This is a genomic window from Roseomonas acroporae (genome assembly GCF_023223525.1).
GTDB classification, from domain to species: domain Bacteria; phylum Pseudomonadota; class Alphaproteobacteria; order Acetobacterales; family Acetobacteraceae; genus Roseomonas_E; species Roseomonas_E acroporae.
Genome location: NZ_JALPRX010000029.1, coordinates 127,602 through 146,942, shown reverse-complemented (window position 1 = coordinate 146,942; position 19,341 = coordinate 127,602). Strand labels below are relative to the sequence as shown.

Annotated in this window: 12 protein-coding genes; 1 reads left to right on the top strand and 11 read right to left on the bottom strand. The window is 75.8% G+C overall.

The features are described 5' to 3' along the window. Positions 1-24: 24 nt before the first annotated feature. From tssG to tssE, 3 genes are read right to left on the bottom strand one after another with little or no spacing between them, the layout of a single operon-like run. Positions 25-1,365, bottom strand: coding sequence for a type VI secretion system baseplate subunit TssG (gene tssG, locus M0638_RS08220; RefSeq protein WP_248666486.1), 1,341 nt, complete (start codon positions 1,363-1,365; stop codon positions 25-27). Next, the gene (tssF, locus tag M0638_RS08215; RefSeq protein ID WP_248666485.1) at positions 1,329-3,074 is read right to left on the bottom strand and encodes a type VI secretion system baseplate subunit TssF; all 1,746 of its coding nucleotides are present in this window, start codon (positions 3,072-3,074) and stop codon (positions 1,329-1,331) included. The genes tssG and tssF overlap by 37 nt, the downstream gene beginning before the upstream one ends. 7 nt (positions 3,075-3,081) lie before the next feature. Beyond that, complete coding sequence (gene tssE / locus M0638_RS08210; RefSeq protein ID WP_248666484.1) at positions 3,082-3,492, bottom strand: type VI secretion system baseplate subunit TssE; 411 nt, start codon at positions 3,490-3,492, stop codon at positions 3,082-3,084. A gap of 302 nt (positions 3,493-3,794) precedes the next feature. Here tssE and M0638_RS08205 point away from each other — a divergent pair, with 302 nt between their 5' ends. Continuing rightward, positions 3,795-5,456 (top strand): type VI secretion system Vgr family protein, encoded by a 1,662-nt coding sequence (locus M0638_RS08205; RefSeq protein WP_248666483.1) that lies wholly within the window; start codon positions 3,795-3,797, stop codon positions 5,454-5,456. A 97-nt stretch (positions 5,457-5,553) separates the two neighbouring features. On the opposite strand, the gene M0638_RS08200 is transcribed toward M0638_RS08205, so the two are convergent. From M0638_RS08200 to M0638_RS08165, 8 genes are all read right to left on the bottom strand, one after another. Then, positions 5,554-8,769 carry an efflux RND transporter permease subunit gene (locus M0638_RS08200; protein ID WP_248666482.1) on the bottom strand — a complete coding sequence of 1,072 codons (3,216 nt, stop codon included), beginning with the start codon at positions 8,767-8,769 and terminating at the stop codon, positions 5,554-5,556. A 133-nt stretch (positions 8,770-8,902) separates the two neighbouring features. Then, positions 8,903-10,066, bottom strand: a complete 1,164-nt coding sequence (locus M0638_RS08195) for an efflux RND transporter periplasmic adaptor subunit (RefSeq protein WP_248666481.1) — start codon at positions 10,064-10,066, stop codon at positions 8,903-8,905. 399 nt (positions 10,067-10,465) lie between these two features. Beyond that, complete coding sequence (locus M0638_RS08190; protein WP_248666480.1) at positions 10,466-11,647, bottom strand: FAD-dependent oxidoreductase; 1,182 nt, start codon at positions 11,645-11,647, stop codon at positions 10,466-10,468. Between the two features lie 127 nt (positions 11,648-11,774). Further along, positions 11,775-12,749 carry a Bug family tripartite tricarboxylate transporter substrate binding protein gene (locus M0638_RS08185; RefSeq protein ID WP_248666479.1) on the bottom strand — a complete coding sequence of 325 codons (975 nt, stop codon included), beginning with the start codon at positions 12,747-12,749 and terminating at the stop codon, positions 11,775-11,777. Then, positions 12,746-14,422, bottom strand: coding sequence for a hydantoinase B/oxoprolinase family protein (locus M0638_RS08180; protein ID WP_248666478.1), 1,677 nt, complete (start codon positions 14,420-14,422; stop codon positions 12,746-12,748). Before M0638_RS08180 ends, M0638_RS08185 begins: the two co-directional genes overlap by 4 nt. 8 nt (positions 14,423-14,430) lie before the next feature. Next, entirely contained in the window at positions 14,431-16,515 is a 2,085-nt protein-coding gene (locus tag M0638_RS08175) for a hydantoinase/oxoprolinase family protein (RefSeq protein WP_248666477.1), read from the bottom strand. A 284-nt stretch (positions 16,516-16,799) separates the two neighbouring features. Further along, entirely contained in the window at positions 16,800-17,837 is a 1,038-nt protein-coding gene (locus tag M0638_RS08170; RefSeq protein ID WP_248666476.1) for a tripartite tricarboxylate transporter substrate binding protein, read from the bottom strand. Positions 17,838-18,049: 212 nt separating this feature from the next. Further along, the gene (locus tag M0638_RS08165) at positions 18,050-19,297 is read right to left on the bottom strand and encodes an NAD(P)/FAD-dependent oxidoreductase (RefSeq protein WP_248666475.1); all 1,248 of its coding nucleotides are present in this window, start codon (positions 19,295-19,297) and stop codon (positions 18,050-18,052) included. Between the last annotated feature and the right edge of the window lie 44 nt (positions 19,298-19,341).

The window sequence follows — 19,341 nt, the reverse complement described above, 5'->3', positions numbered from 1 at the left end:
GCGGGCCGCGACACCACCGCGCGCTCACACCGGGCCGGTCGGGCAATGCCCGACCTCGCCCGGCCCGCCCGCCCCGCTCGGGCCGCCGCGCGGCCCGCCCCCCCCCCACGGGCCCCCGCGCTCGCCCCCCCCCCCCCACGCCCGGGCGCCGCCCCCGCCCCCCGGGCCGGGCGGGCCATGCCCGACCTCGCCCGGCCCGCCCGCCCAGCTCGTCCAGCCGAGCTGCCCGCCCCCCAGCACCAGGCCGGGCGACTGCCCCGGCGCCAGCAGCAGGTCCAGCTCCACCCGCAGCGGGTCGCGCAGGGCCAGGCGCAGCAGCGCCGCCAGGGTGCGGCGCAACGGACCGCCCGGCAGCAGGGCCTGGAAGGTCGCGGCCGGCAGCGGGCCGAGCGTCAGGCGCACCGTGCCCGACACGTCGCAGACGCTCTCGCCCAGCACCACCTCGCCCGGCGTCGCCGCCCTGTCGCCGAGGCGGAAAAGCTGATCGGCCGGGACCGGCACGCGCGACGGCACCCATTCCTCGAGGCGCGTCTCGACGCCGAGATAGGCGGCGACGATGCCGGCGACCGTGTCCGCGCCGCGGCTGTACCGCGCCAGCAGCCCGCAGAGCGGCAGCAGCCGCACCGGATCCAGCTCGCCCGCCCCGTCTTCCTGCCCGTCCCCCGGTCCGCCCCCCGGCCCCTCCCCCGGTCCGCCCCCCGGTCCGCCGCCGGGCACCAGCCCGCCGAGCGCCAGCGCCGCGACCGAGACGATGTCCCGCCCCGCCTCGCTGCCCCGTTCCATCCAGTGCAGATGCAGGCGGTTGCCGCGCCAGAGCCGCCAGGCCAGCCCAACCAGCGGGTGGGCGAACAGGTCGAGCACGTCGCGCAGGTTCCGCGCGCCGGGCTGGTCGGTGACGATCTGCTCGGTCCACTGGACCGGCAGCGGCGAGGCGGGGCCGTACAGCCCGAGGAAGGCCACCTCCATCTCGACCGGCCAGTCGTTGTCGCCCTCGCCGGCGCGCTCGGCGCAGCGCAGCGCGGCGATGTCGGCGGGGGGAAAGGCGAGGCTCGGGACGGAGCGGAACAGGATCGCCTCCTCCGCCGCCGTGCCGGTGGTGCCGGCCGGCCGCACCACCCGCCCGGTGCGCGCCACCGCCGCCTCGATCAGCGGCACCGCGGCGTTGAAGGCCGGGGCCGGCCCGAGCATGGCCAGCACCGCCGCCAGTCCCGCCTCCGGCGGCTCGCCGGTCTCCCGGCGACCGGCGGCCGGCGCGACCGCCGGAGCGGCGGTGGCGATCGGGCCCGCCGGCGCGGCATCGGCGTCCGGGCGCATGGCGGCCGCGGCCGCTACGGGATCGGCGCCTGCCCCATCCGGATCGGCCATCGCAACTCCGCCCTGGTCTCGCTACCCAGCACCACGAGGCGCCAGCATGTGTTCAGCCCGGCGTAGACGCCGAGGAAGGCCTCGAAGACCGCGCCGAACAGGAAGGTGCCGGCGATGCCGCCGAAGCCGCTCTCCGCCAGCGTCAGGCGTATCTCGCGCCCGCGCACCGGCACGCCCTTCACCAGCGTCTCCATCGGCACGGACTCGATCGCGAGCAGCGCCGCCAGCATCCGCTCCAGGCGCCGCTGCGCCTGCTCGTCGTGCGGGGCCCGCATGTCGTAGGCGGCGACCAGCGCGCGCAGCGCCGCGATGTCCCCGAGCGGCTGCAGGCTGCGCGCGAGCCCCGACACCAGGCGCCACATCAGGTCGCCGCCGAGCGGCGGCGGCACCTCGTCGGAGACGCGGGTGACGTTGCAGAAGGGCAGGTTGACCGGGCTGCCGATCCCTGGCCGGTCGAGCGCGCCCAGCGTCACCTGCCGGGCCAGTTCGCCATCGGTGCAGAGAAGGCCGATCACCACCGTGCTCACATGCGGCAGCACGGGGGCGGTGCGCGCATCGACGAAGCTGATCCACGTATCGGCGCCGCGCCCGAGCACCGAGGGCCGCAGCCGCGTGGCGTAGAAGGCGCCCGAGGCGCCGGGCAGGGCGTGGCGGTAGGAGACGAAGGGCTCGATCACGATCCGCTCGCCGCGCCCCTGCACCGTGCCCTCCACGGCGGCGATGGCGAAGACGCTGGCGGCGGCGTGCAGGCCCTGCGGCCGGACCTGGTGCTCCACCCGGCCGGGATCGGGCACGATGGGCCGCCCCGACGCCTCGAACAGGTTCACCGCCGGCACGCAGTTCAGCCGCACATGGCCCCGCTGCACCCGCCCCGGCAGCTCCGGGCGCCGCCGCAGGTGGAAGCGCCAGGTCAGGCGCGCCCCGACCAGGGACTCGGCGCCCGGCACGGCGGGCAGGTCGAGGAACAGGAAGCGCTCGGGAAAGACCAGGTATTCCTGCAGGACCCGGTAGCCGGGGAAGCTGTTGCCGGGCCAGGGCAGCGCCGCCTCGGCCAGGCCCGCCCCCGACAGCCCGGCATGGCCGAGCGCGCCGGGCGGCACCTCCAGGCGGCGCGCGCCGTCCGTGACCTCGATCGCCTCCGTCTCGCGCAGCAGGGCGTGCAGCAGCTGCGGCCCGGGCGCCATCTCGCCGATCCCGTGCAGGAACAGGCGGACCGGCCGGCCGGCGAGGGCCGCCGCCGCGCTGCCCTGCGTCGCCTCGAGGCGCACCGCCAGGGTGGCGGTGGTGGCGCGCTCCTCCAGCTCGACCGCGCCGATCGTGGCCGGCACCAGCGGCAGGTCGTGACAGGTGCGGAAGCGGCAGGCGGTGCCTTCCACCGGCCGCGAGGCGAGGCCGGAGCCCGCCGGCACCAGCGTCGCGCCCCCCGCCGGGGGCGCGTCGAATTCGACGATGGTGAGGGCCGGGGTCGGGCGCAGGTAGTGCGGCCAGAGCAGGTTCAGCAGCCCGTGCGCCAGCTCCGGCAATTCCTCGTCGATGCGCTGGCGCAGCCGGCCGGTGAGGAAGGCGAAGCCCTCCAGCAGCCGCTCCACGTCCGGGTCCATCGCGCGGGCGGAGAGCAGCCCGGCGACGTCCGGGTTGCGCCGGCTGAACGCCTCGCCCAGTTCGCGCAGATAGGCGAGCTCCTGCTCGTAGTAGCGCCGCGTGGTCACCGCCGCGTCAGCCGGCCAGGAACACGGCGCCGCTGTCCGCGACGGCGGTGGTGAAGCTCACGGCCTCGGCGCGCTCGTCCAGCACCAGCTCGGCGCTGATGGCGAAGACGAGTCGCAGGGGGTTCCGCTCGTCCGGGAGGTGGCGCGCCTGCACCCGCCGCAGCCGCGGCTCGAAGCGGTCGATCTGCTGGATGATGGCGCGGCGCAGCACGCCGACGGAGTTCGGGAACTGGTGGAGCAGGTCGTTGATGTCGGGCATGCCGTAGTCCGGGCGGGTCGGCACCGAGCCCTGCCGGGCGTTGAGCAGGCTGTGCAGGTGCGCGAGCACGTCGGCCAGCACGGCGGAGGGGTCGGGCGAGCGCGTCTCCGGCCGGGCATGGCCGGCCGCGATCCGCTCCATCAGTCGCCGCTCGAACATCCCACCCCCGATCCGCGCGGCGCCGGGAGGCCTTGCCGCCCCGCTCGCGCATCATGCGCCGGGCGGTCGTCGTGGCGGCCTTCCCGGAACCCATGCCGCCTGCATACCAGAATTGCGGTCCCGGAGAGAGGGGCGCCATCCGGCGCCGCGGCACCCCGGCGGCGCCGGCCATGGCACGACCGTTGCTAACCCCGCATCATCGCCGCATCGCATCGCCCGGCACGCGGTCCCGACCGATGGCCGCCGCACCGCCCCCGGCACCGGCAACGCGCCGCGGGCGGGAGACAGAGGAGGGGCCCCACATGGCCGCCACCACGATCACCCTGGACTGGATGAACGCGGCCGGCCGCGCCGCCGATCTGCGGATCGCCCGCGTGACGGTGACCGAGACGCTCTCCGACCTCTACCGGATGGAGGTGATCGGCCTCCTGGCGGAGACGGACTCGGACCTGCGCGGCACGGTCGGCGTCGGCGCCAACCTGCTGCTGGAGCTGTCCTCCGGACAGCGGCGCCAGTTCAGCGGGGTGCTCGCCGAGGCGCAGATGCTGGGCGCCGACGACCGGGCCGGCGGCTACTGGTACCGGCTGGTGTTCATGCCGCACCTGCATTTCCGGGGCCTGATCCGGCGCAGCCGGTCGCTCCTGAACACGACCGCCACCGCCTTCGACACCTCGCCCGTGCCGGCGCCGACCTTCCAGGTCTGGGACGTGCTGACGGCCATCCTGGTGAACCCGCCGGCCACGGTGCTGGGCTCGGCCAGGGAGCTGCCGCCATCGGTCAGCCTGCGGCGGGTGTTCTCGCAGGATGCGAGCTTCCCGCTGCTCGCCGCCGCCCTGCAGGTCGACGAGACGGACCTCGACTTCCTGCGCCGGACCGCCGAGCAGGCCGGGCTGGGCTGGTGGTTCGCGATCGAGGACAGCACCTGCGTCTGCTTCTCGAGCGAGAACACGGACTACCCGAACGTGCCGGACCCGATGAGCTACCCGCCGGCCGTGGGCGGCCCCACCCTGACCTTCGCCCTCGATCCCGGCCCGACGCCAGGGGACGGTTCCGGGGCGACCGACGCGCCGACGCTGCATGCCGTCGGCTACCGCAAGCGCGTCGTGAGCCAGGCGGGCCACGCCGCCTCCTGGGACCCGGAGAAGCCCGCCACGCCGCTGGTGGCGACCTACGCCGGGACGGGGGCGGGCGCCGCCGACTCGTTCCCCTACATGGGCGTGCAGGCGCAGTACGAGTGCGGCTACACCACGGCCGCCGTCGGCAACCGCCAGGCGATGGTGCGGGCGCAGGAGGCGGGCGCGATGCAGGAGACGCTTTCCGGCACCGGCAGCATCCTCGGCTTCAGCGCCGGCTACGTGTTCATGCTGGGCTCGGCGGAGCCGTCCTGGCTGGAGCAGAAATACCTCCTCACCGCCGTGACGCACGAGGCCTGGCAGAGCTTCAGCGGCTCGGAGGCGTTCCTTCCCACGGAGCGGCAGGGCCGGGAGTCCGGCTACCTCAACCGGTTCGAGGCGATCCCCTTCTCGGTCGCCTACCGGCCGCCGCGGCGAACCCCGGTGCCCGTCATGGCCGGCATGTGGCGCGCCACGATCCAGGGCGGCGGCAGGAGCGGCCCGCAGCAGAACGACACCAGCCAGCCCTACCTCGACCCGAACGGCCACTACCACGTGCTGCTGCCCTTCCCCGACAACAACGGCGATCCCGCCGCGCTCTGGGCGCCGCTGCGGCTGACGACGGCATTCGGCGGCACGACGGAGGGCCTGCACCAGCCGCTGCGCCCGGGCACCAACGTGCTGCTGGCATTCGAGCACGGCAATCCCGACCGGCCCTTCATCGTCGGCCTGTTGCCGGATGAGGGGCAGAAGAGCCCGGTGACCTCGAACAATCCCCGGCAGGGTATCCTGCGGAGCTTCTCCGGCATCGTCGTCAAGTTCACCGACCCGAAGCCGACCGGCTCCGCCTAGAGCATTTTCAAGCTGAGCGTCCTCGCTCAGCGGCTCGGAAAATGCGCCGGATCAAAGGCTGGAGCGGATCGCCGGCGGGCGGACACGCCCGGCGCCCCTACGGCGCCGTCACCCGCGCCGCCGCGCCGGGTGCCTTCCCCTCGGGCGCCTGCCGGGCGGGCCGCGCGCGGGGCAGGGCAAGGCGGCGGATCACGACGTAGAAGACCGGCGTGAACAGCAGCCCGAACAGCGTCACGCCGAGCATGCCGAAGAAGACCGCGGTGCCCACGGCGCGGCGCATCTCCGCGCCGGCGCCCGACGAGAACACCAGCGGCAGCACGCCGAGGATGAAGGCGAGCGAGGTCATCAGGATGGCGCGCAGCCGCAGCCGGCACGCCTCCACCACCGCCTCGACCGGGGTCAGCCCCTCATCCTCCCGCTGGCGGGCGAATTCCACGATCAGGATGGCGTTCTTGGCGGCGAGGCCCACCAGCACGACGAAGCCGATCTGCGTCAGCACCGTCACCTCCTGGCCCATCAGCCGCACGCCGGCGGTGGAGGTGAGCAGGCACATCGGCACGATCAGGATCACCGCGAAGGGCAGGCTCCAGGACTCGTACTGCGCGGCGAGCACGAGGTAGACGAACAGCACGCAGAGCGGGAAGACCAGCAGGCCGGCATCGCCGCTCTCGGTCTGCTCGAAGGAGAGGTCGGTCCATTCGTAGCCGATGCCGTCGGGCAGCATCCGGCGCGCCACGCGCTCCACGGCGGCGAGCGCGGCGCCCGAGCCGGTGCCGGGCGCCACGCCACCCGCCACCTCGGCCGCCGGGTAGAGGTTGTAGCGCGGCACCCGCCCCGGCCCGGCCGCGTCGCGCACCGTCAGCAGGTTGGCGAGCGGCACCATCTGCCCGCGGTCGTTCCGCGTGTACAGGCGCGCCAGGTCCTCCACGGTGCGCCGGTACTCCGGCGCCGCCTGCGCCAGCACGCGCCAGTTGCGGCCGAAGGCGGTGAAGTCGTTGACGTAGGAGGAACCGAGCAGCGTCTCGATCGCCTGGGAGAGCCGCGCCACCGGCACGCCCAGCATCTCGGCGCGGGAACGGTCGAGGGTCACCGCGACCTGCGGCGTGTCCACCCGGAAGGGCGTGTAGACGTCGACGAGGCCGGGGGTCGCGCGCAGCGCCGCCACCAGCGCCTCGGCCGCCTCCAGCAGCACGGCGGTGCCGCGCCCGGTGCGGTCCTCCAGCCGCAGCGCGAAGCCGGCGCCGCTGCCGAGGCCCGGCACGGCCGGGGGCGGGATCACCAGCACCGTGGCCTCGTCGAGCGCCGCCGCCAGACGCTGCCGCAATTCGCGTTCGATCCGGGCCGCCGAAAGGCCGCGCGGCTCGCGCTCGGACCAGGGCGCGAAGACCACGGTCAGCATCCCCGCGTCGCTGGCCGGCGTGTTCGTCACGCCCGAGATCCCGGACAACGCCGAGACGCTGGCGACGCCCGGCACGTCGCGCGCGACGGTCTCCGCGTGCTGCACCACGGCGGTGGTGCGGGCGAGCGAGGCGCCGCCGGGCAGGGCGATCGACACGGTCAGCGTGCCGCGGTCCTGCGCCGGCAGGAAGCCCTGCGGCGTGGTGGCCAGCAGCCAAGCGACGCCGCCGATCAGCAGCGCGTAGAAGGCCAGCATCGGCACGGCCAGGGCGGCGACCACCCCGGCGAGGGCGGCATAGGCGGAGGCGAGCCAGTCGAAGCCGGCGTTGAAGCGGTCGAGCAGGAGCCGCAGCAGGCGCATGGGCGCGCCGCCCCGGCGCGGCGCCCCCTCCGGCGTCCCCGCCGGCGCCTCGCGCCGCAGGATCAGCGTCGCCAGCGCCGGGCTGAGGGTGAGCGAGCAGAAGCAGGAGAGCGCGGTGGCGACCGCGATGGTGACGGCGAACTGCCGGAAGAAGCGGCCGGCGATCCCCTCCAGGAAGGCGGTCGGCACGAACACGGCGCAGAGCACCAGCGCGATCGAGACCAGCGCCCCGCCCACCTCGCGCATCGTCGCCTCGGCCGCCGCCGGCACGCTCTCGGCGTCGCGCAGGTGGCGGTCCACGTTCTCCACCACCACGATGGCGTCGTCCACCACGATGCCGACGGCGAGGACGAGGCCGAACAGGGTCAGCACGTTCAGCGTGAAGCCGAAGGCGATCATCACCCCGAAGGTGCCGATCAGCGAGACCGGGATGGCCAGGATCGGGATGATCGCGGCGCGCCAGTTCTGCAGGAACAGCAGCACCACCAGCACCACCAGCGCGACGGCCTCGGCGATGGTGTGGACCAGCTCGCGCACGCTCTCGGCCACGAAGCGGGTGGGGTCGTAGGCGATCTCGGCGGCGATGCCGGGCGGGAAGCCGCGCTCGATGCGCGCCAGCGTGTCGCGGATCTGCCGCGCCGTCGCCAGCGCGTTGGAGCCGGGGCGCTGGGTGACGGCCAGCGCCACCGCCGGGCGGCCCTGCAGCGTCGAGTTGGTGGTGTAGGAAGCCGCCCCCAGCTCCACCCGCCCCACGTCGCCGAGGCGCAGCAGGCGCCCGTCGGCCCCGGCGCGGATCACGATCGCCTCGAACTCGGCCGGGTCGTCGAGGCGGCCGCGGAAGGTCAGGCTGGGCTGGAAGGCCTGGTCGGCGACCGGCGGCTCGGCGAGCTGGCCGCCCGCCACCTGCGCGTTCTGCGCCTGCACCGCCGCCACCACGTCCTCGGCGGTGACGCCGGCCTGCGCCATGCGGCCGGGATCGAGCCAGAGGCGCATCGCGTAGTCGCGCGCGCCCTGCATGTCGATGTCGCCGATGCCGTCGATGCGCAGCAGCTCGTCGCGCACCTGGCGCAGCGCGTAGTTGGAGACGTAGAGCTGGTCCAGGCTCTGGTCGGGCGAGGAGACGAAGATCACCATCAGCCGGTCGGTGGCGATCTTGCGGGTGGTGACGCCGTAGCGCCGCACCTCCTCGGGCAGCCGGGGACCGGCACTGGCGACAGCGGCCTGCACCAGCACCTGCGCCCGGTCCGGGTCGGTGCCGAGGCGGAAGGTGACGGTCAGCGCCATGCGCCCGTCGCCGGTCGATTGCGAGGCCATGTAGAGCATGCCCTCGGTGCCGTTCACCTCCTGCTCGATCGGCGCCGCCACCGTGTCCGCCACCACCTGGGCGGAGGCGCCGGCGTACTGCGTCGCCACCACGACGGTGGGCGGCGCCACGTCCGGGTACTCCGAGATCGGCAGGCTGAGCATGGAAAGCCCGCCCACGATCAGCAGCACCAGCGACAGCACGCAGGCCAGCACCGGCTGGCGGACGGAGAGGACGCCGAGGCCGCTCATCGGCCGGCACCGTGCGGGGCCGGCCATGCCGGCGCGCCGCCCGGGCCGGCCTCCGCCGCCGCGGCCACCGCCCGCGGGATGCCGCCGGGAGCGGCCGCGCCGCCGGCCGCGCCGATGCGCGCGAGGGCGGCGTTCACGACCGGCCGTCCGGCAGCGGCGCCGCCGGCGGCAGCCGCCTCGGCGCCACCGCCTCGCCGACCCGCACGCGCGGCATGCCGCGCACCACCACCTCGTCCTCCGGCCGCAGCCCGTCGCGGACCACGCGCAGCCCGTCGTTCAGCGGGCCGAGCCGGACCTCGCGCATCGAGACCCTGTTCTCCGGGCCGAGCACGTAGACGACGCGCCGCGACTGGTCGGTGGCGATGGCCGCGTCCGGCAGCAGCAGCGCCCGGTAGGGGGCGCTGCCGAGCAGCCGCAGCCGGGCGAAGGCGCCGGGCACGAAGAGCTGGCCGCCCGGGTTGTCGAAGCGGGCGCGCAGGCGGATGGTGCCGGTGCCGGCATCGGCCTCGTTGTCCACGAACACCACGCGCCCGGCATGCGGGAAGTCGCGCTCGTCCTCCAGCCCGAGCTGCACCGGGTTGGCGAACTCGCGCGAGGAGCGGCGACTGCCCGCGGCGGCGAGGCGCGCGTAGCGCAGCGCCGCGGCCTGGTCGATGTCGAAGCTGATGTCGATCGGGTCCACCGTGACGATCACCGCCAGCAGCGTCGCCCCGCTCGCCTCGCCGCCGGAGACGAGGTTGCCGGGGCTGACCAGGTGACGGCCGATGCGCCCGTCCTGCGGCGCGCGCACGGTGGCGAATTCGAGGTCGAGCCGCGCCCGCTGCAGCTCGGCCGTGATGGTGGCGAGCTGGGCGCGGGCCCCCTCGGCACCCTGGGTGCGCTGCTCGGCGACGGCCTCGGAGCCGGCGCGCTCGCGCAGCAGCGCGGTGGCGCGCGCCTGCTCGCGCTCGGCGAGCGCGAGGCGGGAGCGGGCCTCGGCCACGCGCCCCTCGGCCTGTGCCAGGGCCGCCTCGAACGGGCGCGGGTCGATGCGGAACAGCACGTCGCCGCGCCGCACGAGCTGGCCGTCGGTGAAGGTCACGGCGTCGAGGTAGCCGCTCACCCGCGCCCGCAGCTCCACCCGCTCGACGGCGGCGAAGCGGCCGGTGAACTCGTCCCAGTCCGTCACCTCGCGCTGCGCCGGGCGCGCCACCGTCACCTCGGGCGGCGGCATGGCCGGCGCCGCCTCCTCGCGGCCGTCGCAGCCCGGGAGCGGCAGGAGCAGCGCCGGCAGGAGGCGGCGCAGGAAGCGGGGCACCGCTCCCGCGCCGCCACGGCGCGGCGGCGCGCGCCCCTCAGGCGACGGGGCGCCGCGCGCCACGCGCTCGGTCCGGGGCGGGGCGGGTGCCGACCCTGGTCGCCCGGTGGGCCGTCCCCCTGCGGAAGCCGTCCGGCATCGACGATTCCTGCCCCCTGCGAACACCGGCGCCATGGTGCCGGCATTTCGGCAGGCTGGCTACGCTGCCTGTGCCGTGGCCGCCGGCATCGGCACGGCGCATGGCCTCCCGCAGGCCTCCCACGGGCCGCCCGCCGGTCAGGTCGCCGCCGGGACGGATGCGCGCGCGGGAATGCCGGGGCAGGAGCGGCCGCCATGCGCGGGGGCGGCCGGGCCGGCGGCGCGGCGCCCGGCCCGGCCGCCGGACGATGACGGGGCAGGCTACGCGATGGCGGCCGCCCGGCGCAGGCCGGCGATCATCGAGCTCTGCAGCAGGTACTCCCGCAGGCGGCGCGGATCGTCGGCGATGGCCTGCAGCCCGGCCAGCAGCGCCAGCCGCCGTGCCGGGTCCCGCTCGCGCATGCGGGCGCGGGCACGGTCGGCCTGGAGCATGATCTCGTCGCGGGCGACCGGGCGGCGGCGGCGGTCGTAGCGGGCGAGCAGCGGCGCGTGGTCGGCGCCCGCCAGCGCCGGCAGCAGGGCCCGGACCAGCTCGTGCGCGTCGTGCAGCCCGCCGTTCAGCCCCATGCCGCCGACCGGGCTGTTGATGTGCGCGGCGTCGCCGGCCAGGGCGACGCGCCCGTCCACGTAGCGCTCCGCCGCCCGCATGTGGACGCGGTAGAGGCGCGGCTCCAGCCCCAGCTCGAAGTCCCGGCCGGGATCGGCGATCCGGCGCAGCGAGGCCTGCACCGCCGCTTGCGTCATCTGCGCCTCGATCGGCACGTCGTCGCGCGTGTAGATCGAGACGCGCCAGCAATCGGCCATGTGCAGCAGGCTGAAATTGCCGCCATCCTCCCACCAGCAGTAGGCGACGTCGCCGAGGCCCGGGATCGCCTCGTCGAAGGGGAAGCGCGTCGTGGTCAGGTAGGTCGTCTCGGGGTAGGTCACGCCCTCGAAGGCGAGGCCCATCGCCTGCCGCACCCGGCTGCGGGCGCCGTCGCAGCCGAGCAGGAATTTCGCGCGCAGCGAACGCGGCCCCTCCGGCCCCTCGACCGCGACCCGCACCCCGGCATCGTCCTGCGCGAAGCCGGTGACACGGTGGCCCGCCAGCACGGGGCACAGCCCCGCCAGCCGCTCGCGCAGCAGCGCCTGCAACTCCCACTGCTCGCATTGCAGCCGGTAGGGATGGGCGGTGGCGTCGGCGATCGGCGCCATGTCGAACACCGCCCGCCGGCCGGAGGGGTGCAGCCGGACCTCCCAGTCGCGGCAGATCCGCCCGCGCGCGACCAGCGCCGCGCCGACGCCGACCTCGTCCAGCATGTCGAGGGTCGGCGCGTGGAAGGTCGAGGCGCGGTGGTCGAGCATCGGCGCGGTCTCCGCCTCGACCAGGGTCACCGCGTGGCCGCGCAGGGCGAGCAGCAGGGCGGCGAACTGCCCCACCGGGCCGGCGCCGGCGATCACCACGTCGGCGTCCCCTGCGGCGCCCCCTGTAGCGTCCCCTGTGGCGTCCCCTGCGGCAGGCATTGCGTCGCTTCTCACGGCAGGGCCACCCGTCGCCGTGCCCGCGTTCCAGGCTGCCGCATCGCCCCGCTCAGTCCTCCACCGTGATCCGCGCGGCACTGACGACCTCGGCCCAGCGGCGCATGTCGGCGCGCCACATGGCGTCGAACCCGGCCGGGCCCGCCGGCGAGGGCCGTGCGCCGAGCGCTTCGAGGCGGGCCTGGCCAGTGGGCGAGCGCACCGTCTCCAGCACGGCGCCGGCGAGTTGCGACACCGTGGCCGGCGCCATGTGCGCCGGGCCGAACACGCCCACCCAGCTCGTCACCACGAAATCCGGCATGCCCGCCTCGGCCATGGTCGGCACGTCGGGCAGGGCCGGGACACGCCCGGGCGAGGTGACGGCGAGGGCGCGCAGCGTGCCGGCCTGGATCTGCCCGAGCACGTTGGGCATGTTGTCGAAGATCACCTGGATCCGTCCCGCCTGCAGGTCCAGCACCGCCGCGCCGCTGCCGCGATAGGGAACGTGCGTCATGGCGAGCCCGGTGCGAAGGCGGAACAGCTCCCCGGTCAGGTGGATCGAGGTGCCGGTGCCGGAGGAGCCGAAATTCACCCCTTCCGGCCGCCGCGCCCATTGGATGAACGCCTGCACGTCGCGCGGCGGCGCCGCGGCCGGAATCACCATCACGTTCGGGAACTCGCCGACGCGGGCGATCGCGGTGAAGTCGCGCGCCGCGTCGAAGGGCAGGTTGCGGCGCACGGCGGGCGTCACGCCATGCGTGCCGGCGCCGCCGATCAGGATCACCGAGCCGTCCGGCGGCGCCTTGGCGACGTAGTCGGAGGCGATCGAGCCGCCGGCGCCGGGCCGGTTCTCCACCAGCGCGCCGACGCCGAGCCGCTCGTGCAGCCCCTCGGCCAGCAGCCGGCCGGTGGCGTCGAAGCTGCCGCCGGCATAGCCGACCTGGATGCGGACGGGCCGGGTCGGGTCGAGCTGCGCCATGGCCCGGCGCGGCAGGGCCCAGGCCAGGGCGGCGGCCGGGAGGAGCAGGACGGCGCGGCGTGTCGTCATGCGGTCGGTGCCTCCGAGGGGTTCGCGGCCGGGTCCGCCGCCGTGTCGCCGGCCACCGGGCCCCAGCCGCCGGCGCCGGCGGTCGCCATCAGCAGCCGGTCGCCGGCATGCAGCACGGTGGTGAGCTTCGAGCGGATCGGCTCGCGCGCCCCGTCGGCACGCAGGATCCAGGCCTCGGAGGGCAGCCCGTCGCCGCCGCCCATCGCGCCGCGCGCCCGGTGGTCGTGCCGCTCGCCGCGGAAGGTCAGGGTGAGCGGGCCGCGCAGCACCTCGTACTCCCGCACCACCCCGTCGCCGCCCGGGTGCCGCCCTGCCCCGCCCGAGCCGCGCCGCAGCGCGAGCCGGTGCACCCGCACCGGCGCGTCGGTCTCCATCGCCTCCACCGGCTGGTTCATGGTGTTGCCGATGTCGGTGGAGACGGCCCCCACCCCCGGCCCCGACGCCGAGCCGCCGCTGCCGCCCTGCACCGCCTCGGTGAGCACGAAGGTGCTGCCGTCCGGGCGCCGGCCGCTCAGCGCCATGATGACGGAAAGGCCGCTGTTGGCGGCCGGCACGCGGTCCGGCACCGCCTGGGCCAGCGCGCCGAGGATGGCGTTGGTCAGGATCTTCACCGTCGCGGTGCGCGCGTTCACCGCCGCCGGCGGGCGCGGGTTCACCACCGAGCCCTCCGGCAGGCGCAGATGCAGCGGCCGGAAGCAGCCGCCATTGTTCGGGATGTCGGCACCCGTCACCGCGCGCAGGGCGAAGTAGGCGCCCGCCATCACCCCGGCCGGCACGGCGTTGATCGGGCCGCGCACCTGCGGCGCGCTGCCGGCGAAGTCGATCGTCATCCCGTCGCCCGCGATCGTCACCGCGACCGCGATCCGCACCGGGCGGTCGAGGTCGACGCCGTCATTGTCGAGCGCGTCGGCGTAGTGCCAGGTCCCGTCCGGCATGGCGCGGATCGCGGCGCGCGTCGCCTGCTCGGCGCGCCGCACCAGCGCCGCCAGCACCGCGCCGAGCCGGTCCGTGCCGAGCTTCCCGGCCAGCGCCGCCAGGCGCGCCGCGCCGGTGCGGCAGGCCGCGATCTGCGCGTCGAGGTCCCAGGCGAAGGCGTCCGGCGTGCGGGTGTTGCAGGCGATGATGCGCAGGATCTGGGCATCCGTCTCGCCGCCGCGCGCGAGCCGCAGCGGCGGCAGGCGCAGCCCCTCCTGGAAGATCTCGGTGGCGGCGGTGGGCACCGAGCCCGGCGTCAGCCCGCCCATGTCCTGGTGGTGCAGGATGGTGGCGGCGAGGCCGATCGGCCGCTCCTCCCCGTCCGGGGCGAAGACCGGCACCAGCAGCGACACGTCCGGGATGTGGGTGCCGCCGTCATAGGGGTCGTTCATCAGGTACACGTCGCCCGGCCGCATGGTGGCGACGGGGAAGGCGGCGGTCAGCCGCGCCACCGCCGGCACCAGGCAGCCCAGCAGCAGCGGCAGCGAGACGGACTGCGCCAGCACCGTGCCGTCCGGCAGGAACAGGCTGGCCGAGGCGTCGTTCGCCTCGCGCACGATCGGCGAGACGGCCGAGCGCAGCATGATGCCCTGCATCTCCTCGGCGATCGCCTCCAGCCGCCGGCGGACGATCTCGACGGTGCCAGGGTCGAGAGCCGGGTCGAGAGCCGGGTCGGGGGCGGGGTCGGGGCTGCTCATCGCCGTGGTCACTCCTGCCGCTCCATCCGCAGGGGCGAGAGATGCGAGTCCCGTGCCAGGACCCGCCAGCCCGGCGGCACCAGCAGCGTCGTGTCGGCCTGCTCGACGATGGCCGGGCCGTGCAGCGCCTCGCCCGGCGCCAGGCTGGCACGCTCCACCACCACGGCCGCCATCTCCACCCCGCCGAGCCGGATGCGGCGCTCCCCGCGCGGCCGGCGCGTGGCCGGCGCCGCCGGCGGGACCGGTGCCGGTGCGGGGTGGCGGCGCTGGATCACGCGCAGCGAGACCAGCCGCACCGGCGCGTCGCGCGTGTGCCCGTAGGCGCGGCGATGCGCCTCGCGGAAGCCCGCCGCGATGGCCTCGCCGGGGTCTTCCGCCCCGTCCGCCGCCCCGTCCGCCGCCCCGTCTGCCGCGTCGAGGGGCACCGGCACGTCGAGCGTGTGGCCCTGGCCGAGGAAGCTCGCGGCGGCGCGTATCTCCGTCTCCACCGCCTCCGGCGGCACGCCCTCGCGCGCCATCGCCTCGGCGCAGCGCGCGCGCAGCGCGGCGATCGCCTCGCGCAGCATCCCCGGCAGCAATTCGCCGATGGCGCGGAAGAAGCCCTGCGACACGTCGTGCTCCAGCGGCGCCGCCAGCAGGCCGGAGGCCGCCAGCACGCCAGGGGCGGCCGGCACCACGATCAGCCGCAGGCCCAGCTCCTCGGCGATCGCCGCCGCGTGCAGCCCGCCGCCGCCGCCCGCCGGCACCAGCGGCCAGCCGCGCGGGTCGCTGCCGCGCGCCACCGTCACCTGGCGCACCGCCTCGGCCATGGCGGCGTTGGCGATGCGGTGGATCGCCTCGGCCGCTTCCGCCACGCCGAGGCCGAGCGGTTCGGCCACCACGCGCCGGATCGCCGCTTCCGCCGCCGCCGGGTCGAGCGCCAGCGTGCCGCCGGCGAAGCTGGCCGGATCGACTAGGCCGAGCACCACCGAGGCGTCCAGCACCGTGGGCTGCTCGCCGCCGCGCCGGTAGCAGGCCGGGCCGGGCGCCGCCCCGGCCGATTGCGGCCCGACGCGCAGGCCGCCGGCCGTGTCGATCCAGGCGATGCTGCCGCCGCCCGCCGCGATGGCCAGCACGTCGGCCGTCGGCACGCGCACGGGAAAGCCGGCGACGCTGCCGTCGTCGCGCAGCACCGGCGCGCCGCCCGCGATCAGCGCCACGTCGGCGCTGGTGCCGCCGACGTCGATCGAGACGCCGTCCGGGCAGCCGGCCTCGCGCAGCACGGCGGCGGCGCCGATCGCGGCGGCGGAGGGACCGGAAAGGGTCAGCCGGATCGGCCGCGCCCGCGCCGCCGCCGCGCCGAGCAGCCCGCCGCGCGAGTGCATCACCTGCAAGGGCGCCGGCACGCCGTGGTCGCGCAGGATGTGCTCGATGCGGCCGAGATAGCGGTCCAGCACCGGCTTCAGCCCGGCGTCGAACACGGTGGCGCAGCTCCGCTCGTACTCGCGGATCGCCGGATCGACCTCCGAGGAGAGCGAGACCGCCATGCCCGGGCAGGCTTCCCGCACCACCGCCCGCGCGCGCCGCTCGTGCACCGGGTCGAGGAAGGCGAACAGGAAGACGATGGCGACGGCCTCGACGCCCTGCGCCGCGAGCTGCCGCGCCGCCGCGGCCACCGCCGCCTCGTCGAGCGGCAGCACCACGCGCCCCTCGGCGTCGAGCCGCTCCGGCACGCCGAGGCGCCGCTCGGCCGGCACGAAGGCGACCGGCGTCTGCGGCCCGAAGACGAGGTCGTAATTGCTCGCCCGCGTCATGCGGCCGATCGCCAGCACGTCCTCGAAGCCCGCCGTGGTGATCAGCCCGGTGCGCGCCGCCCTGCCCTCCAGGATGGCGTTGGTGGCGACGGTGGTGCCGTGCAGAAAGCGCGCGATCCCCGCCCCGCCCTCCGGCGCGAGCCGCGCCAGCGCGGTGGCCACGGCGCGGGCCGGGTCGTCCGGCGTGCTCGGCACCTTGAGCAGCCGCAGCGTGCCGTCCGGCGCGCGGCACACCGCGTCGGTGAAGGTGCCGCCGATGTCGATGCCGATCTCGATGCCCTGGTCCGGCGCGTGCGCCATCGGAACTCCATCCTGCCTGCTGGCCACGCCAAAGGGGGGCCGGAACGGTCGGCGCGCGCCTCGTCACCACGGCCTTTCCAAGGAGGGCGCCGCCCTCCTTGGGTATCCACCCGCCAGGAACCTCAGCTTCCTGGACCTCCGCCGGCTTTTCGGCCTCGCGGGTTGCAACCGTCGAGGCTTGAATCCGAACGGGGGTTCCAAGGGGGCTTCGCCCCTTGGCGGAAGGGGTCGCAGGGGAGGGCAGCGCCCTCCCCCGCCGTGCCCGGCGTGGCGCCCCGCCCCGCTCAGTCCGGCCGCACGTTCCCGGCGCGCACCACCTCGGCCCATTTCGTGTTCTCGGCCGCGACGAGGTCGCGGAATTCCGCCGGCGTGCTGCCGCCCACCGCGAAGCCCTGCGCGGCGAAGAAGCCGTTCACGTCGGGCGCGGTCATCGCGGCCCGCGTCTCCCGGCTCAGCCGCTCGACGATGGCGGGCGGCGTCCGCGCCGGGGCGAACAGGCCCTGCCAGGAAAGGGTCTGGAATCCCGGCAGCCCGCTCTCGTCCATGGTCGGCACCGCGGGCAGCAGCGCGTTGCGCGCCTTCGCGGTGACGGCGATGGCGCGGATGCCGCCGGCGCGCACCTGCGGCAGCACCGTCAGCAGGTCGCCGAACATGGTCTGGATCTGCCCGGAAACGAGGTCGTTCATCGCCCCCGCCGTGCCGCGATAGGGCACGTGGACGAGCTGCGTGCCCGCCTGCAGGTCGAACAGCACGCCGGTCAGGTGCATCGAGGTGCCGTTGCCCGGCGTGCCGTAGGTGACGGTCCCCGGCCGCGCCTTCGCCAGCGCGACGAACTCCGCCAGCGTCGTGGCGGGCAGCGAGGGATGGCAGACCAGCACCAGCGGCGCCGTGACCATCAGCGAGACCGGCGCGAAGTCGCGCAGCGGCTGGTAGGGCAGGTTGGGGAACAGGCTGGGCGCGATGCCGTGCGTGCCGGTGACGCCCATCAGCAGCGTGTTGCCGTCCGGCGCCGACTTCGCGACGTAGTCGGAGCCCGTGGTGCCGCCGGCGCCGGCGCGGTTCTCCACCAGCACGGTCTGGCCGAGCGCCACGTTGAGCTTCTCGGCGAGCTGGCGCGCCAGCAGGTCGGTGCTGCCGCCGGGCGGGAAGGGCACGACGATGCGGACCGGACGGTCCGGCCACCCCGGCTCCGGCGCGGCCGGCGGCTGGGCCGGCGCCTGGGCTGGCGGCTGGGCTGGCGGCTGGGCCCGAACCGGCCGGCCCGCCGCCGGCAGGCTGGCGGCGCCGAGGCCCGTGGCCAGAATCGTTCGTCGCGTCAGCATGAGATCCATCCCCTCCGCGCGGCCGTGCCGCACTGCCGATCCCCACCGGCCCGCCCCCTGCGGCCCGGCCTGCGACGTTCCTTCTCCCCGTATCCGCCCGTCCGGGCACCCGGCGTGGCACCGCGCCACGGCCGCATGAGCCCCGCCGCCCTGGGCAGGCGCCGACCGCGCGCGGTCCGCTCAGGCCGCGCGTCCTCCTGGCCATGCGCCCATCAGGCCGCGCGCCCGAAGCGGTCCGCCGCGAAGGGCGCGAGGTCGATCTCCGGCGCCCGCCCGGCGACGAGGTTGGCGATCTCCCGCCCCGTGCTCGCCGCGCCGCACATGCCGACATGGCCGTGCCCGAAGGCCAGCCAGGCGTTCTGCAGCCGTGGCGCGCGGCCGATCACCGGCAGGCTGTCCGGCAGGCAGGGCCGGTGGCCCATCCACTCCGTCGTGTCGCTGGTGTCGAGGTGCGGGAACATGTCGCGCCCGCGATGCAAGAGGCTTGCCGCGCGCCGGTGGTCGGGCGCCGCGCGCAGCCCCGCGAACTCCACCGTGCCGGCGAGGCGCAGCCCCATCCGCATCGGGTTCACCATCATGTTGTGCTCGACCGCCATCACCGTGTGCCGCAGCGCGAGGTTGTTGCTGCGGACGGTGACGTGGTAGCCGCGCTGCGTCTCCAGCGGCACCGCGGCGCCGAGCCGCCGCGCGAGGCCCTTCGACCAGGCGCCGCCGGCCAGCACCACCCCGTCGCAGTCCAGCGCCTCGCCGCCTTCCAGCGCGAGGCCGGTGACGCGGTCGCCAAGCAGCCGGACATCGGCGGCGCGGGCGCGGCGCACCGCCGCGCCGTCCGCCACGCACTGCGCGAACAGCGCCCTGGTCAGCGCCTCGGGGTCGAGGGTGGAGGCGTTCTCCGGCGCCAGGATGCCGAAGCGGAAGCGGCCCTTCAGGTCCGGCTCCAGCGCCTCCAGCTCCTCCTGCCCGACATCGCGCAGCTCGACCCCGAGCGAGCGGCGCAGGTCCATGCCCCATCGCCACTGCCGCGCCGCCTCGAGGCCGGAATAGACGTAGAGGCAGCCGCCATGCCGCACCAGGCCGGTGGCGTTGGCCCGCTGCAGCAGCGGCTCGTAGCAGGCGAAGATCGGCGCCAGCAGGCCGCGCAGGGCGCCGGCGATGCGCACCACCTCGGCGCGCTCCGAATGGCGCAGGAAGCGCAGCAGCCAGGGCATGGCGGCCGGCGCGTACCACCAGCGCACCACCAGCGGGCCGAGCGGGTCCAGCAGCCAGCGCGGCACCTTCCTCCACATCCCCGGCATGCCGACCGGCAGGCAGGCCGAGGGCGAGAGCGAGCCGGCATTGCCGAAGGAGGTGGCCTCGCCCGGCTCCAGCGGATCGACGAAGGTGACGCGGTGGCCGTCGCGTTGCAGCCAGGCGGCGCAACTGGTGCCGACGATCCCGTTGCCGATCACCGCGACATGCATCCGGTCACTCCTCCTGGCACGGCGACAGCCCCTGCCACGAACTG

Bases quoted from the DNA above. Each gene is read 5' to 3' on its own strand.
- tssG (WP_248666486.1), bottom strand. From the start codon at position 1,365: ATGGCCGATCCGGATGGGGCAGGCGCCGATCCCGTAGCGGCCGCGGCC.
- tssE (WP_248666484.1), bottom strand. From the start codon at position 3,492: ATGTTCGAGCGGCGACTGATGGAGCGGATCGCGGCCGGCCATGCCCGG.
- M0638_RS08205 (WP_248666483.1), top strand. From the start codon at position 3,795: ATGGCCGCCACCACGATCACCCTGGACTGGATGAACGCGGCCGGCCGC.
- M0638_RS08200 (WP_248666482.1), bottom strand. From the start codon at position 8,769: ATGAGCGGCCTCGGCGTCCTCTCCGTCCGCCAGCCGGTGCTGGCCTGC.
- M0638_RS08185 (WP_248666479.1), bottom strand. From the start codon at position 12,749: ATGACGACACGCCGCGCCGTCCTGCTCCTCCCGGCCGCCGCCCTGGCC.
- M0638_RS08180 (WP_248666478.1), bottom strand. From the start codon at position 14,422: ATGAGCAGCCCCGACCCCGCCCCCGACCCGGCTCTCGACCCGGCTCTC.
- M0638_RS08175 (WP_248666477.1), bottom strand. From the start codon at position 16,515: ATGGCGCACGCGCCGGACCAGGGCATCGAGATCGGCATCGACATCGGC.
- M0638_RS08170 (WP_248666476.1), bottom strand. From the start codon at position 17,837: ATGCTGACGCGACGAACGATTCTGGCCACGGGCCTCGGCGCCGCCAGC.
- M0638_RS08165 (WP_248666475.1), bottom strand. From the start codon at position 19,297: ATGCATGTCGCGGTGATCGGCAACGGGATCGTCGGCACCAGTTGCGCC.